At 45.1% G+C, this 16,211-nt stretch carries 14 protein-coding genes; 7 read left to right on the top strand and 7 right to left on the bottom strand.

What is annotated here, in order from left to right; all coding sequences use genetic code 11:
* Positions 1-149 precede the first annotated feature (149 nt).
* Together GX348_12185 and GX348_12180 are read left to right on the top strand one after the other, a co-directional pair.
* Positions 150-617 carry an NUDIX domain-containing protein gene (locus GX348_12185; protein ID NLP42916.1) on the top strand — a complete coding sequence of 156 codons (468 nt, stop codon included), beginning with the start codon at positions 150-152 and terminating at the stop codon, positions 615-617.
* Between the two features lie 265 nt (positions 618-882).
* Positions 883-2,199, top strand: a complete 1,317-nt coding sequence (locus GX348_12180) for a purine/pyrimidine permease (protein NLP42915.1) — start codon at positions 883-885, stop codon at positions 2,197-2,199.
* Here GX348_12180 and GX348_12175 read toward each other — a convergent pair.
* The gene (locus GX348_12175) at positions 2,196-3,320 is read right to left on the bottom strand and encodes a DUF362 domain-containing protein (protein ID NLP42914.1); all 1,125 of its coding nucleotides are present in this window, start codon (positions 3,318-3,320) and stop codon (positions 2,196-2,198) included. The genes GX348_12180 and GX348_12175 overlap by 4 nt on opposite strands.
* 69 nt (positions 3,321-3,389) lie before the next feature.
* Between GX348_12175 and GX348_12170 the strand changes: the two genes are divergently transcribed.
* Positions 3,390-4,631, top strand: a complete 1,242-nt coding sequence (locus GX348_12170) for a hexokinase (GenBank protein NLP42913.1) — start codon at positions 3,390-3,392, stop codon at positions 4,629-4,631.
* Positions 4,632-4,641: 10 nt separating this feature from the next.
* Here GX348_12170 and GX348_12165 read toward each other — a convergent pair whose 3' ends face one another.
* Positions 4,642-6,042, bottom strand: coding sequence for a PLP-dependent aminotransferase family protein (locus GX348_12165; protein ID NLP42912.1), 1,401 nt, complete (start codon positions 6,040-6,042; stop codon positions 4,642-4,644).
* A 153-nt stretch (positions 6,043-6,195) separates the two neighbouring features.
* On the opposite strand from GX348_12165, the gene pdxK reads away from it, so the two are divergent.
* The 3 genes from pdxK (at position 6,196) to pdxT (ending at position 8,593) form a co-directional block, all read left to right on the top strand.
* Positions 6,196-7,005 carry a pyridoxine/pyridoxal/pyridoxamine kinase gene (gene pdxK, locus GX348_12160; GenBank protein ID NLP42911.1) on the top strand — a complete coding sequence of 270 codons (810 nt, stop codon included), beginning with the start codon at positions 6,196-6,198 and terminating at the stop codon, positions 7,003-7,005.
* Positions 7,006-7,107: 102 nt separating this feature from the next.
* Positions 7,108-7,989, top strand: coding sequence for a pyridoxal 5'-phosphate synthase lyase subunit PdxS (gene pdxS, locus GX348_12155; protein NLP42910.1), 882 nt, complete (start codon positions 7,108-7,110; stop codon positions 7,987-7,989).
* A gap of 22 nt (positions 7,990-8,011) precedes the next feature.
* Positions 8,012-8,593 carry a pyridoxal 5'-phosphate synthase glutaminase subunit PdxT gene (gene pdxT, locus GX348_12150; protein NLP42909.1) on the top strand — a complete coding sequence of 194 codons (582 nt, stop codon included), beginning with the start codon at positions 8,012-8,014 and terminating at the stop codon, positions 8,591-8,593.
* A 126-nt stretch (positions 8,594-8,719) separates the two neighbouring features.
* Here the strand turns inward: pdxT and GX348_12145 are convergent, their stop codons facing one another.
* The 5 genes from GX348_12145 to mqnE all read right to left on the bottom strand — a co-directional run bounded on the left by GX348_12145 (position 8,720) and on the right by mqnE (position 15,125).
* Positions 8,720-9,418 (bottom strand): NAD(P)-binding domain-containing protein, encoded by a 699-nt coding sequence (locus GX348_12145; protein ID NLP42908.1) that lies wholly within the window; start codon positions 9,416-9,418, stop codon positions 8,720-8,722.
* 195 nt (positions 9,419-9,613) lie between these two features.
* Positions 9,614-10,915, bottom strand: a complete 1,302-nt coding sequence (locus GX348_12140) for a DUF445 domain-containing protein (GenBank protein NLP42907.1) — start codon at positions 10,913-10,915, stop codon at positions 9,614-9,616.
* Between the two features lie 10 nt (positions 10,916-10,925).
* Positions 10,926-12,161: a DUF445 domain-containing protein gene (locus GX348_12135; protein NLP42906.1), complete on the bottom strand. Its 1,236-nt coding sequence runs from the start codon at positions 12,159-12,161 to the stop codon at positions 10,926-10,928.
* 10 nt (positions 12,162-12,171) lie between these two features.
* Positions 12,172-13,914 (bottom strand): hypothetical protein, encoded by a 1,743-nt coding sequence (locus GX348_12130; GenBank protein ID NLP42905.1) that lies wholly within the window; start codon positions 13,912-13,914, stop codon positions 12,172-12,174.
* A gap of 125 nt (positions 13,915-14,039) precedes the next feature.
* Complete coding sequence (mqnE, locus tag GX348_12125; protein ID NLP42904.1) at positions 14,040-15,125, bottom strand: aminofutalosine synthase MqnE; 1,086 nt, start codon at positions 15,123-15,125, stop codon at positions 14,040-14,042.
* 231 nt (positions 15,126-15,356) lie between these two features.
* Here mqnE and GX348_12120 point away from each other — a divergent pair, with 231 nt between their 5' ends.
* Positions 15,357-16,070: a demethylmenaquinone methyltransferase gene (locus GX348_12120; GenBank protein ID NLP42903.1), complete on the top strand. Its 714-nt coding sequence runs from the start codon at positions 15,357-15,359 to the stop codon at positions 16,068-16,070.
* The last annotated feature ends 141 nt before the right edge of the window (positions 16,071-16,211 follow it).

The raw sequence follows: 16,211 nt of genomic DNA, 5'->3' as shown, positions 1-16,211 counted from the left end.
CAGCTTAGTTTGAGCTTGATGGCCGCTTCTCATACACCTTAAACTTCTAGCGCTAGTAAAATTACACAATTTGCTGTAAAATTTAGTTATTCCTAAACGGTATAAAAAAAAATACTATTGTCTAATGGCCTGAAAGGAAGCGATTGACTTTGAATATTATTAGCGCCGGACTAATGATGTATCGGCTTAACAACGGCCAATTAGAAATTTTCTTAGCCCATCCTGGCGGGCCCTATAACAAAAACAAGGATGCCGGCTATTGGGGCATCCCTAAGGGTCACGTCGAAGGGTCAGAGTCCTATTTTGAGGCCGCTATTCGCGAATTTACCGAAGAAACGGGGATTATCCCGCATGGCGATTTTATTCCACTCAGCTGGATTAAGCAAATTAGCGGCAAAACAGTTTATGCTTGGGCGTTTGCCGGCGACTGGAATGACGATCAGCCAATTAAGAGCAATACCTTTGAGATTGAGTGGCCGCCACGCTCGGGTAACCTTATGAGTTTTCCTGAAATTGATAAGGCTGCCTTCTTTCCGGTAGATGTCGCCGAGCAAAAGATTATTCCCGCCCAGCGGGAGTTTATCGAACGCCTAAAATTGCACTTGGCGACACGCTAGGCTAACGCAAGCTGAAAATTTAATGGGCGGCCAACGACCGCCCTCATTCTTAGCCTCAAGTAGGACATTGTGGTTTTTCTTTATCTTTGTTTTTGTCATCCTCCCGATTACGTGGCGAAAGCTCACTGGAAAATTCGGCATTACACTTTGGACACTTCATCGCCCTATCACCTCCTGGTAATAGCTTTACCAAAAAGCGAGGCTCTGACTACAAATTACCACATTTTTATTCAGAGATTTAACCCACCTAACGAAAGGATATCTTATGCCAATTCTTTATAATGTAAATGACCATGTGCCGGCTGGACGCTCTTTCCTCTATTCTCTGCAATGGCTGGCCTTCAACCTTGTAAACGTATCAGTAGTTCCGATTGTTGTCGGTGCAGCCCTCGGGCTCGACCAAGCCGGTATTGCCGGTTTGACGCAGCGGGTAATGTTTTTTGCTTCACTGGCATCTATTTTGCAAATAATGTTTGGCCACCGGTTACCCATCATTGAAGGGCCTGCCGGTATGTGGTGGGGGATATTCGTTACACTAGGAATAATGGCCCCCGCTATGGGTAAGGATTTAGCAGTGCTGCGGTCTGATCTCGAAGGCGGCATGCTTGTTGCCGGGCTTGTCCTTGTTATATTAGGTTATACCGGTTTAATGAGCAAAGCCCTTAAGTTGTTTACGCCAGCGGTAACGGGCACCGTCCTGGTTCTGCTGGCCCTTCAGTTATCCGGTTCCTTTGTACGTGGTATGCTTGGTATTACCGGTTCGGACGGGGCAATCGACTTTCAATCCCTTGTGGTGTCACTGCTCGTTATTACAACTGTTATCGTAGTCAATCTCAAAGCGCGCGGTTTTATCCGCAGCCTGGCTATTTTAATAGGCACTGTCGTCGGATGGATTACAGCAGCTATTATCGGTATTTCGCCGGAAATCAGTATCAGCACTGTTTCGGTTGAACTCCCGCCCCTGTTAGCTTGGGGAACGCCGACTTTCGATCCGGCTATTACCCTGATATCAATCTTGACCGGTATTTTGGTACTTTCTAATTCAGTTGCCAGTGTTCTGGCCATGGAACGGACGCTTGAAATTAAGATACCAAAGAAAAACCATGATAAGGGTGTGGCCTTCACAGGCATCGGCGATATATTATCCGGCCTTGGAGCCACCATCGGCCTTGTTCCCTATTCAGCCAGCGCCGGTCTGGTCAGCTTGACAGGCGTCGGCGCCAAAGGCCCGTTTATTTTATTTTCGGTTATTATGATGCTGATGGGAGTAATACCTGCCATAGCCGGTTTTCTTAGCTCCATTCCCGCTCCGGTCGGCTATGCTGTGCTCTTGGCTTCGTTCTGCCAGATGCTTGGATTTGGCTTGCAAGATTACGCCCGCTTAAACATGGCCGGCCGCACTATTTTTGTAATCGGCATCCCGGTATTAGTCGGAACGGGGATTTTCACCCTGCCATCGACGGCATTTTCCACCCTGCCTGACTGGCTTAGATACATCTTTAGCAATGGTTTCTTAGCCGGTATGCTACTCTGTATTTTATGCGAACATGTATTACTGCCTAAGAAGTATTTCGGGGATTAATGTTTGGTTAATTTTCTTACCGTTTTCAACAAAAAACCCGACTTAAGCTTAACGGCATCCGCCGGACACAATTCCTGGCAGCAATAACACCTTATACATTTTTGATAGTCAATGACCGCCCGGTTGTTGACTATCTTTATAGCATCAGGCGGACAGTGCTGGGCACAGCGTGCGCACCCGATACAGGAGTTAGCAATCTGCGGTTTTTGGGTTAACTGTTCCTGCCCTAGCTTTACCAACCTACTTGGCAGTCGACCTTCAATCGATTCAAGCGTATATGGCTGCTTAAACTCCAATTTGACACTTTTTCCACTACCGATAACTTCAATATCTTCAAGCCGGGGTGCCAGTCCGGCCGCAAGTGCGCGGGCAGCTACCGGCATCTTTTCAGCCTCGAAACCCATAATTCTCGCCATTACTAAATCGACAGCAAAAGCATTGGCACCTGCCAGTATAATCCCGGCGTAACGCGGCTGCCCGTTCCGCGGCCCATTGCCTTCCATACCGGTTATACCGTCGACGATGGAAAGAACGGGTTTTACTAAGCCCGTTAAATCAACCAGCATTCCGGCAAAATCATGCCTAGCCTTCATTCGTAAATGAAACTGAGCTTTATCCGTTCCGACAAATAAGCCAAAGAGGTTCTTGACAGCACCGGTAATCCCCATGAAGGAATGAGTCTTCATCTTGGCGACCGAAATGACTTTATCAACCTTTTCCAGCACATCACACAAGGTAAACCGCTTAAGGGTTAGACCTTGGGGATAGGCGTATTCGCTGGTCTTTTGGAATTCATACAGTTCAACATCCTCTTGCCGGCATATCTCCAATATCCCGCATTGTTCTGCAACCTTCTTCGTACCATTGATGCCTGGTGAATCGCCGATAATTGGCAGTCCCCCGGCTGACTTAACTTGGCGGATAACTGCCCTTACTACTTCTGGATGGGTCGTAGTCGCTTTGGCTGGCGGCATACCCTCCAGCATATTGGGCTTAATCAGCACCCTATCTCCCGGGCTGACAAAGTTATTAATTCCACCTAGTTGTTTTAATGCGTGGCTAATGCCCTGGGCAACTAAAGTCTCGTTATATGAATCAACTTTGGTTACTGCAACCTTCACGCTGCTCCCTCCCAATTGGCTTGTTTACCCCTAATAAGTAGATATTATCATATAATAGGAGGTTTTTTTATGCTTCATGATTTATTTAAGCTTAAGCTTGAACAGCTTCAGCAGCTTACCGCTGACTTCGCAACGGCGATGGCTGACGGCTTAGCCCAAAAGCCTAGTCCGCTCAAAATGCTGCCCTCCTATTTATCTACGCCAACCGGCACTGAGCGAGGTACTTACCTAGCTCTTGATTTTGGCGGCACTAATATCCGCGTTGCGCTAATTGAGCTATACGGCAATAGGCGGTACGCTGTAGTTAGAAATCGCCAATCGCCGCTTAGAACTAATAATTATGATTATACTGCCGCTAACGTAGATGCGGAAAAGCTCTTCGATTACATCGCCGGGGAGATAGCTCACATAGCCCCTTCAAACGATATCATCCTGCTTGGCCATACTTTTTCGTTTCCCAGCCGTCAGACTTATATCAATGAAGCAGTTTTAATTTCTTGGACCAAAGAACTTAAAACTGCCGGCGTAGAAAACGCCAACGTCACCGACCTTTTAAAGGACGCTTTAAAACGCCGGGGTCTGAGAAACATTCGTCCAGCAGCCGTCATCAACGATACCGTCGGTACGCTGCTGACCTCGGCTTATCTAAACCCCGATACCGATATCGGCTCCATCTGCGGCACCGGTCACAATACCGCTTATCTTGAGTCTATTCATTATTCCGCACCCATGATTATCAACATGGAGTCCGGTAACTTCGATAAACTGCCCCTTACTAGGTATGATAAGGAGCTTGATGCCAATAGCGAAAAACCCGGGCAGCAGCTTTTGGAGAAAAGTGTTTCCGGTCATTATCTTGGCGAGTTGCTGCGGCTGATTATTAGAGATTTAATTGCAAGTAAGAAGCTGCCTATTGGGGAGTCGGAACGGCTGGATATACCTTATTCTATAACGGCACAAGACCTTTCCCTACTAATTGCCGATATACCGATAGACTTGACTTCTAGGCTTAACGTTGCTGAACAAGCTGCAATACAACAAGCGGCAGCCTTACTACGAACACGGTCGGCCCAGCTCGCCGCCGCCACTTTTTACGGAGTACTGCGTCGCGTCGACCCCCGGCTTGAGCGCCGCCATCATATTGCTATCGATGGTTCGCTATATGAAAAAATGCCTGGCTATGCCCGGGCTATTCAGGCAACACTTTTAGCGCTATGCGGTAAGTCAGCTACTAATAAAATGTCGGCAGGATTAATTAAAGATGGCTCCGGTGTCGGTGCCGCCATCGCCGCCGCGATGTGTGGGGAATAACTTTTTGTTATTATTCTTCGAACCAAGCTTTTTTCAGAAGCTTTATCGCTTCTTCCATTTCATGGACCGGTATTTTCGAAAAGTACAATATAACCCGGGGGAAACTCTCTTGCACCGTCTCCCAATAGTAATTCTGGATGGGCGCAACCTGACATCCATGCTGCATCGCTTTCAAGAATATATCTTGAGAGGTCCCCGGGCGTTTAACAGTCAATACGATAAAGAGACCTGATTCATTATCCTGAATGGCCACCTGATTGCTGAAAACCCGTTGAATAGTGTCAATAAACTGCATTTTCTTTTCATAGTACAATTTGCGCAGTCGTCGGATTTGCCGTTCTAAATGGCCGTCAGCCATATATTGGGCTAAGGTTAACTGTTCAATCGTAGATACAGCTTGATTATACAGAGCCGCATTTCGCTCATAAAGCTCCAGCAAGCGGTCTGGAAGGATCATATAGCTTATTCGTAAAGACGGTGGAATAACTTTTGAAAAGGAGCCAAGATATACAACATTGCCGCCACTGTCAAGCCCTTTCATTGCCGGGATCGGCCGTCCGAAATACCGAAATTCGCTGTCATAATCGTCCTCAATGATAACGGCATCGTTCTGCTGCGCCCAGGCAAGCAGCCGCATCCGTTCGCCGACCGGCATAATGTACCCGGTCGGAAACTGGTGAGAAGGAGTTAAATAGACAGCTCTGGTCTCACTTTGCGCCAGTTCTCTTATATCAATACCTTCTTTTCTCATTTGTACCGGGACAATAGTATAGCCCCAGTTATGCCAAACGCGCCGACCGGTAGTAAAACCGGGTTCCTCAAAAGCAATACTGCTATGCGTAGGCTTGAGCAGACTGCAAAGGGTATTTAAAAGACTTTGCACCCCGGGACCAATAATAATTTGTTCATAGTGGCATTCAACACCTCGCGACCGAACATAGCGGCCAATTTGCTTGCGCAGTTCAGTTTCTCCTTTGCTGTGGCCATACCCAAAAAGCCGTTCTTTATTTGCAAGAACTTTATTAACATAGCGCCGCCACACCGAAAAATCAAAACCATTTAAATCCATCTCACCGCTAGCAAAATCATATCTAGGTTTGCAATTATCGGTCAGTTCACTGGTCTTGGGCTTTCCTGCGGTATACACCGGTTTTACTATTGTTTCTTCCAGCTTATTGACAACATAACAAGCCCTATTCCGGTTGTTAATATATCCTTCACACATTAACTGCTGATATGCCTTTTCAACCGTTGCCTTACTAACAGAAATACTATTGGCAAGATTCCGAATAGAGGGTAATTTTTCGTTCTCAGCTAGTTTATGCTGTTCAATCTCGGCTTTAAAATACTCATAGAGCTGCATATACAAAGGGCTGCTGCCGTTAGAATCAAGAAAAATTAAATCTGTCATCGTCTTCCTCCAAACTGTCCTAGTCATAAATGCGCATTCTGTATATTTTAAAAGTATCAGATTCATTTTATAATACAAACATGTTTATAGGCTATACATTTTTTATCAAATGTCAAAAAACAGCTTAAGATACTTACTTAGGAGGAATCTGATATGACAAATTACAAAGCACTTACAATCGCTGGATCGGACACAAGCGGCGGCGCTGGCATGCAAGCCGATTTAAAAACATTCCAGGAGTTTGGGGTTTACGGAATGACAGCTCTCACCGTCATAGTTGCTCAAAATCCGCACAATAATTGGTCCCATGATATTTATCCGCTGCCGCTGGAAACATTAGAAGCACAATTGGAAACCGTTCTAAACGGCATCGGGGTTGATGCTATAAAAACCGGAATGCTGGGTACTGTTGAAATCATTAACCTTGTAACTAAAAAGCTCGACCAATATAAAGTGAAAAGTGTAGTCATTGACCCGGTTATGGTTTGTAAGGGAACCGATGAAGTCCTAAATCCGGAATCTGCTATTGGAATCCGGGAATACCTAGTACCCCGTGCTACTGTAATTACGCCTAATATCTTTGAGGCTAGCCAATTGAGCGGTATCAGTATAAAATCCGTCGAAGATATGAAAAATGCCGCTGTAAAAATTCATGAGCTCGGCGCTAAAAATGTATTCATAAAAGGCGGCGCAAAACTAGGCACAGCAACAGCTATCGACCTCCTGTATGATGGCAAAGATTTTGTAACCTTAGAATCGCCTAAAATTGATACAACCTACACTCATGGTGCAGGCTGTACATCTTCGGCCGCAATTACAGCCGGACTGGCTAAAGGACTATCGGTCCGCGAAGCCATTGAGCAAGCGAAAACATTCATTACCAGTGCCATTAAACATGGTTTTCCGCTCAATTCCTATGTTGGCCCGACATGTCATGCAGCTCACCGCCTTTTTAATGACTGAAGTCGTTGTACCCCTGATAAGTGATACATGTCTCTTCCGGACTAATTCACTAACTCATGGTTATAATATTGAGTAATTTGTTAGCTATATAGGAGGTTTACCATGCAGCAAGGTACTTTTCGCGTAAAAGCCGGCTTGGCCGAAATGCTTAAAGGCGGCGTTATAATGGACGTTACCACTCCCGAACAGGCAAAGATTGCCGAAGATGCTGGGGCTTGTGCAGTAATGGCTTTGGAAAGGGTACCGGCCGATATTCGCGCCGCCGGCGGCGTTGCCAGAATGGCTGATCCGACCATTGTTCAGCGCATTATGGATGCCGTTTCAATTCCTGTTATGGCCAAAGCCCGGATCGGACATTTTGTAGAAGCCCAGATTCTTGAATCATTAGGTGCTGATTACATAGATGAGAGTGAAGTTCTCACTCCGGCTGACGATAAGTTCCATATCAATAAGCATAATTTTAAAGTTCCGTTTGTCTGCGGCGCAAAAAATCTCGGCGAAGCCCTCCGCCGTATCGCTGAAGGTGCTGCCATGATCCGTACAAAAGGCGAACCCGGCACCGGTAATGTTGTAGAAGCTGTTAAGCATATCCGCATGGTTATGAGTGAAATTAGGTTGCTCCGAAACCTGCCGGTTGAAGAGGTTGCAGCATTTGCTAAAAATATTGCGGCTCCGCTTGAGCTGGTAATGGAGACTAAGAAGCTCGGCCGTCTGCCAGTAGTTAATTTCGCGGCCGGCGGTATTGCAACTCCAGCTGATGCAGCGCTTATGATGCAGCTTGGCTGCGACGGTATTTTTGTTGGCTCCGGTATTTTCAAATCAGGTGATCCGGCTAAACGGGCTAAGGCAATTGTCGCTGCTACCACTTATTACAACGATCCTAAAGTACTGGCTGAAGTATCAAAAGATCTCGGTGAACCGATGGTCGGTATTGAAATATCTACCATTCCTGCTAATGAACGCATGCAGGAACGCGGTTGGTAATCAGAGAAAGAAGGCATTACTAGTGAAAATCGGGGTACTAGCCCTGCAAGGCGCTTTTCGTGAACACCGTCGCATGCTTGAACGGTGCGGGGCGCTAGCAGTCGAAATAAGAAAGCCGGAAGAACTTGACGAAATTGAGGGCCTGATTATCCCAGGCGGCGAAAGCACTACCATTGGAAAACTGATGGTTGAATGGGGCTTGATGGACAAAATCAAAACCAGAGCCAGCCAAGGTATGGCTATCTATGGGACATGCGCCGGCATGATTCTGTTGTGCAAAGATATTGTCGGCAGCAATCAGCCCCGCTTAGGCTTACTGGATGGCGTAGTCCAGCGCAATGCGTTTGGCCGTCAGCGAGAAAGCTTTGAGGCTGATCTTAACGTACCGGAATTTGGCGATGAGCCTGTTAAAGCTGTCTTTATCCGCGCGCCATATATTGAGAGCGTAGGACCTCATGTTCAGGTAATGGCTGAAGTTAATGGCAAGGTAGTAATTGCCCGTCAAGACAATTTGCTGGTAACGGCATTTCACCCTGAGCTTACCGATGACGACCGGATCCATAAATATTTCATTTCAATGGTGAAAAATAAATATAGTAGATAAACTAGAACGGCTGTGCTGCCAGTATGGGCAGTACAGCCGTTTAGTTTGTTTGCAAAAAGCCGAGATCGCCCGCCTCGCTCGCAGTGGCGTGACATCTCGTTTTTTCCTTATGTCTACGATTAAAAATTACTTTTTGTCGTACGGTGTTCTTAACTTGGTTCTAACCTGCTGAACAATCTCACGGGCAAAGGGACCTAGATTTGAGTTGGCATAGGCTTTTAATATGCCTACAGCCACTTGGCCAATGGCATTATTGATAATTGCTTGGTCAGTAATGTTTTGCCTACGGAGCGTTTCCTCGATAGTGACGGCTGCCGTTAGTACTTTTTCCGCGGCCATGCGGTTAATTTGTGCTACCAGATCTGCCCTGCCGATTATAACATCACCAACCTTGCTGAAGATTTCAGCCGTAGCGGCTACCATTTCGACCGGATGATCATCTACCATAATAACCGGACGCTGCCCGGCCATCATCTCATCAGCCTGCCCGATAATCTTAGCACTAATGCATTTGACGTTTCGGCCTGCTGTCTCCCGCAGGACATGCCTGTCAACATTAGTAGCTATATTTATTACTGTCAATGGCTGGGGCAATCGATTGAAGACCTTAATACAGCTGATTACTTCGCGGTCAGGTACTGCTAAGATGACTGTGCCTATAGCGGCTATATCTTCAAGGCTCTCAGATATTTTTGTATTATATTCTCCTGCTACCGCAATAAGCTCGGTATTATCCCGGTCAAATAGTACAAGTTCTATATGTCCAGCCAATTTAGCTGTCAGGGCCTTACCCATACGTCCAACACCAACTAGTCCTACCGGCATATTTAACCTCCCTATAGCTATCCCAAAATCCAGTTTTTTTAAGCTTTACTATCCTATGCTTTTTGAGGTTTAAATTCTACCGCGTACCACCAAAAAATCTATCGTAAAAAAATTTCATAAGCATATCAGCAGCCTCGCATACCGAAATAAACATAATTATAATAAAGGTCAGCACTTTTTCCATATAGCTTCCCCCTACAGCAAGCTGCGTAATGCCGGCACGACATACGGATCATAAAAGAACTGCAGGAACAAAAACAGTACTAGCCCGACAAAACCGCCTACGACTGAACCATTAATCCGAATCCACTGCAAATCTTCACCGGCTTTATCATCAATAAATTCAGCTAACTTTTTATCAGTAAGAATGCTTAAAGCGTTGCTGGTTATTGTACCAACCAGATAATGTTCAGATTCGATTATTTCATGCAACGCCTCTTTTGCATACTTCTCTAACCAATCCTGAAGTTCATTATCCTGCTTAAATACTTCCCAGTACTTGGACACTTGACTTAAAACCCAATCAGCAACCTGTGAACGTTGTGTTTCATCAATGGACCGCCGCTCCCAGGCTAAAGCCAGCTCAATAAGCTCGGTCAATACATCCTCGAGTCGAATTCGTTCTGCCAGCCCGCTCTGCCATTCCTTAATTGTTGCAGCCAGTTCAGGGTCATCTTCCATCCTGTCGGCCAAATCCTGTAGCCGCGTCCGGATTAGCTGACGTAAAGGATGATCCGGCTTTTCTATGTTATGCAGCTCATTTATAATATTTGTTTGGAGCACAGCTGCTGCTTCAGCAATATTAACAGCGTCAACGGCTTCGAGAACGTTTTTGATCAGTTGTTTCCACCAGGCGTCAGCAACCTCATTGGAGTACTTCTCTAAGTAATTATGAATCATGACCCGGGTTTTGGGCGTCTCAACTATTCGAATAATTTCGTTAAGCAAAAAATCAATCAACTTTTCATCGCCTTGTTTTTGGAGAAACAGACGGACAAGCCTGCTTAATAAAGCTGAGAGATAGACCTCCTGCCACTTGCTTTTAAGCAGTCTTTCGAGTGACTGGGCTGCTGCTCGGGCATCTAGGCTAAAGATCACCCGCCGAGCATAATCGGCCGTCATCTCTGCAAGCGCCCTTTTGCCATTTCGTTCTTCAATCCAAGTAACAAATAACCTAACGATATGAATATCGGCTAATCGCTCTTTAATCGATTCCTTACTTAACAGCTCATTTTGTACGGTATTTGTTAAAGCTTCAATAATTTTACCGCGATTACGCGGAATGATAGCGGTATGCCAAGGGAAACCCAATGGCTTCTCGAATAACGCGGTTACGGCAAACCAATCTGCCACTCCTCCGATTAGGGCGGCTTCCAGAACAATATATAAAGCTTTAAGCATTAAATTGTCATAGTATTGATAGCGAATTAGCAAAACCACTCCAAAAAGCACAGCAACGGCAGCCAGTGTGGCATTAGCAATTCTTCGATTCTTCATAGCTCACCACCTACAACCAGTACGTGACTAAAAAGATCAGCATGCCAACAATTCCGCCAACTACTGACCCGTTTATTCTTATCATTTGCAGATCATTGCCGGCCTTGCTTTCAATAAACTCTACCAACATTGCGTTGCTATACTTATCAAGTGCCGTTTTAACCGTGAGGCCGATTTGATGGTGATGCCTCTCCACAAGCTGATTAATTAGCTGTTTAAAAGCTTTATCGACTTTCTCCTGCTGACTGGAGTTAGCTTTAAAATCTGCAATCAAATTATCAAACTTATAACTAAACCAGCGCGTAAGCCGGAGCAGTCCTCCAACATTCGCCCCTGACTGGCGTAAACCGTTAAGGAGCTCCGAAATTAGTGCCGCTATATCAATTTTGGCAGAAAAAGCTGCTTTCCATTCCTCTATCTTAGCCTGAAAATCATCATCTTCCTTCAAACTTTCAGCTAAGCCTTCCAGCCAATCTTTTATGCGAATGCGCAGCGGATTGGTTGGGTTTTTAAGATCTCCAAGAAAAACAGTAAGCTTTTGCTGGACCATAAGCGCAAGGCTGTCAATTGAAATATTAAGAAGCGCTGATACTAGCTGCCGGCCTGCCATATCGTGTTCGTAGGCCTTTTTCGCCTGTTTAATAATTCTTGCTATCTCAATGCACATCTGCGGATGTTCGGTAATTCGGGTTAGTTCATTTAAAACAAAATCTACAAGCCTATCGACATAGCCGTTTTTTACCGACCACTCAATAGCTTGTACAACCAGCGGCGCAGCCTTTATTTGGTCAGCATTGGTCTTAATCATTCTGTCAATAATCTGCCCCAGCTCGGTTGGCTCCGCCTGCTCAATCAAATCAATACTAATTTTGCGTACAATGGCCTTTATATCGTCTTTACCGCCATGCTCCTCAAGATATTGAATAAGAAAACCGGCAAAATCATATCGGTCTAGTTCGCGAATTATATTATCTTTGGTTATGAGCTCATTTTCGACCATATCCATTAGCGCCGTAAATATTCTTTCCCGATTACGGGCAATGAGCGCCGTTCGGTAAGGTATCCCCAGCGGCTTTTTAAACAGCGCTGTAACGGCAAACCAGTCGGCAAGGCCGCCAACCAAAGCGGCTTGACAGCCGCTGGTCACCAGCCCCCCCACAAAAGTATTGCTGAACGGGTAACTAACTAAAAAACCGACGGACACTATTCCTAGCGTTACTGTTGCTTTGTGTTTATTAGACTTCATCTTTCACCCGCTAATAGCTTTCGCCTTGGAATTCATTGATATTAACTGTGCTTTCACCATTATCATTGAAAATCACTGTTATGGCATCACCAACTTGCGCCAACGGCAGCTTAGGCGATGTATTTGCCAGCCCGATGAAGATACGCTTATCGCCTTCAAGCATAAAGTAAATATATGATTCTCCACCCTTTACAGCGGAAGAAATTCTGGTAATACGTCCATTTAGGGTAACTTGCTGGATCTCGTTGTCCGGGATAAACAGATTACCCCGGCTGGCTAAGCTTACCCGGTATGAGCGCATGGCACTCTCGATGTCAGGGCCGACGCCGACAAGGTTATAGTTTTCTACTGAAATAAATGCTACCGATTTCAACAGACCTTCCTTGTCCTTAAGGGGAGCTATATAAGTCGGAACGCTGTTAATATTATATAAGATAGGATAGCCAGCCCGGTAACCCTTTTCTTGAACCTGGCCTTCTGCCGACTTACAGGCGCTTGTTTCATTAGCGCCGGCTACCTTATACCACTTTGCCTCTTTAGTGCGCGAATTAACCAGGATAAAACCTACCGTGCTTTCATCTTTACCATATGATGTAATACCGGTATACCAATAAACACTGTCATCATTACCGTAAATCAAATGCACGCTTTGGTCTGTCGGCTTTAATGTCCCGGTTTTGGCAAATAAGGTATTCAAAAAACCATTTACATAATGACCCCAATCTCTGATTTGGTTATAGACAAAGGCTTCGGGCTGTACACGGTCAATCCACTTGGGGATGTTATCAAGCGAATAGCGATTAATCTGACCATTCTCAGCATTAACGGTTACTACACCTACCGCGTCCCCCCCGCTGTAGCCGACTTTATTCTTATACAATGTCACAACCCAGTACGGGTTTAATTCATCATCAACCTCAAACGAAAAATCCGCCATACCCACATTAATAATGCCGTTAAAATATAAATACCGCGGTAAGTAATCCATTACAAAGCCCTTGGTCTGATATTTTAGATAGATATCCCGACCGCCGATATTTTGTACCAGACGAACATCTTGTGGGTTGGTCGCCGAAACCATAACATAGCCCTTACTGCCACGGCTATGATTAGAAATCCATTGAAATATACCCCGATGTTCAAGCGGCCCCACATAATAGAGCTTATTGTTGACTTTCTGCAATTCCATTTCACCCAACTGTACTTCACTGCCGAGAGCCGGAACCTCCCCGATTTGTTTCTCGGCCAGCTTAATGGCGGTCTCCTCATCCACTATGCGAATCTGTGACAGATTTATTGGTTCAACATCGGAAGAGAAAGAGCTTTCCTTAACCTCGCCAAGTAAATTACGGTAGGATTGATGGTAAAAAAGCGGTACCGATGTTAATAGGGGCAGCAGGGTAGTATTGGCAACACCGATTGCCAGCAGCAAACCAGCTGATATTGCCAGGCCACGGTACTTTCCTACCAGCCAGCCGTACTTCTGGTACTGGCTGATATTAATAACATTTTGCCGTTGCTGTTCTTTAGTGAAAATCTGAAGAAACATTCTTATCAGAATTTCGCCCCATACAGTTCCTTCAACCATATCCCGAAACTTACTGAGCAGCGTCAAAAGCGGCACAATTAAAAATACCAACCCTAAAGCTATAATCGGTACCGACCAATCGGTAAACCCGAAAGCCAAGACTGGCAGTCTAAAATAAAAGTACCCGGCGTTAAATAGTACAAATATGGCTACTAGCGCCTTCATAAAAATTTGTCTCCCCCCATTCCTAGCCCCTAAAATATATTATGTTCTCTCTAGGAAAATTATAACATATAAGCCTGATTTTACATAGATAGTCAGCCTGACGCTATATCAGGCTGACTATTGCTTTACAACACTTTCACTATGTTATACATCGAATCGCGTTCTACCGGAATACGTCCGGCTTGTCTTATTGTGCTGATCAAGGTTTCCTTATCCAAAGATTTTGCCGATTTCGCCCCGGCGGCATGCATTATCTTTTCCTCGCTTACTGTACCATCAATATCATTAGCACCAAAGCCAAGCGCCAACTGAGCAACTGGCAGCGTCAGCATAATCCAGTAGGCCTTTATATTTCTAAAGTTATCAAGCATTAGCCGCGATATTGCCATAGTCTTGAGATCGTCCCATACTGAGCCGCGAGTTATCTTCCCTTCGAGAACAGTGTTTCCCGGATGGAACGGGAAACAAATAAAGGTTTGAAAGCCACCTGTCTCATCCTGTAATGTCCGGAGAGAAATCAAATGGTCGACGCGCTCCTCTAACGTTTCGATATGTCCGTACAGCATACTGGCATTAGAACGAATCCCCATCTGATGCGCAGTACGGACAGTCTCAAGCCACTCGCCGGCGCTAGCTTTTTCCGGACAAAGTTCCTTGCGTACTCTGTCTGATAATATCTCAGCCCCGCCGCCTGGCATTGAGTGCATACCGGCATCCTGTAAAGTGGCCAGAACTGTTTTTACTGATTTTCCTGATATTTTGGCGAAATGGCAGATTTCAATTGCTGTAAACGCCTTCAGATGGATATGCGGCAATTCTGTCCGTAAAGACTTTATAATATCTACATAATACTCAAACGGCCAGTCTGGATGCAGTCCGCTGACGATATGTAGTTCTCTAAGATCGGGGTCTTGAGCGGCAGCTTTTGCTATTTTGAGCGCCCGCTCCTTACTCATCTCATAAGCTTGTCCACTGTCCTTGTCACAACCAAACGCGCAGAACTTACAGCGAGATGTGCAGATATTGGTAAGATTTATATGTCTATTGACATTATAATAAACATAATCACCGCTAATACGCTGTCTCGCAATATCAGCTAAATAACCCAACCAAGCCAGATTATCACAGGCAAAAAGGGCTAAACCTTCTTCCTTTGTCAATCTTTCACCATGTTTTACTTTTATTTCTATTTTATGTAATATTCCATTCATTAGTGCCACTCCCTCCTCTATATATGTTCAGCACATAGCGATATCTTCCTGCTAAGCTGGCCGAACTTTGCGAGTTCAGCAGGCACCTAATAATAGTGCCCTTCCTATTATACATTATTAATATAGCCCCTACATATTGTTTTTAGACTGCGACCAAAAAGACTCATGTTCTTCTTTAGCAAATTTTAGTCTATACTATTACTGCGTAAAGAAATATTAGGAGAAAACTCTATGAAACATCTCACTACTAACAAAGAACAGTTTGTCCATAAATTATTTACTGCTATTTGCAGTCATTATGATTTTATGAACAGCATGCTCAGTTGTAATCAAGATAGATACTGGCGCAGATTTGCACTCCAAAAAGCTGAATTACAGCCGGGCAATAAAGTTCTTGATGTCTGCTGCGGTACCGGCAAGTTAACGCTTGGTCTAGCCGCCCAAGTCAGCCCTGCCGGCCAAGTAATCGGGCTCGACTTTTGCAAGGCCATGCTGGACATAGCAGAAAAAAACATTAGTAAGTCACCTGTTAAGGAAGTAATCACTTTAGTACAGGGTAATGCACTAGCCCTTCCATTTCCCGACAATGAATTTAACTGTGCTATAACCGGCTTCGGTCTACGTAATCTCCCTGATATAAATAAAGCCCTTGCTGAGATGTGCCGCGTGACTCGCCCCGGCGGCACAGTTATATCCCTAGAACTTGCTAAGCCGACTGCCCCAGTCTTAAAACAGCTCTATTATTTTTATTTTGAACAGATCCTGCCGTTGCTCGGCAAACTTAAAGTCGGCGCCGACGGATTTTATAGCTGGCTGCCGCAGTCCCTCAAAGACTATCCTCACCAGAAAGATATAGCTGTAATATTTGAAAACCATGGCTTAAGCAATGTCCAGTATTTTGAACTAACCGGCGGTATTGCAGCCGTTCATGTAGGTATAAAGTGAGACTTGCTTCAGATAATAAGAAAAACCGCTAGCGCGGTCCTTTTAGTTCCTCACATCTGATATCCGATACTCAAACCCATGAACTCCTTTGTAATAGCGAGGGTACATGGCGGCTCCACAAGCTTCACAAGCGAACTGCGG

This window comes from Veillonellaceae bacterium (assembly GCA_012523975.1).
Classification (GTDB): Bacteria; Bacillota; Negativicutes; order JAAYSF01; family JAAYSF01; genus JAAYSF01.
The sequence above is the reverse complement of the archived record's forward strand: the minus strand, read 5'-3'. Positions and strand labels throughout refer to the sequence as shown.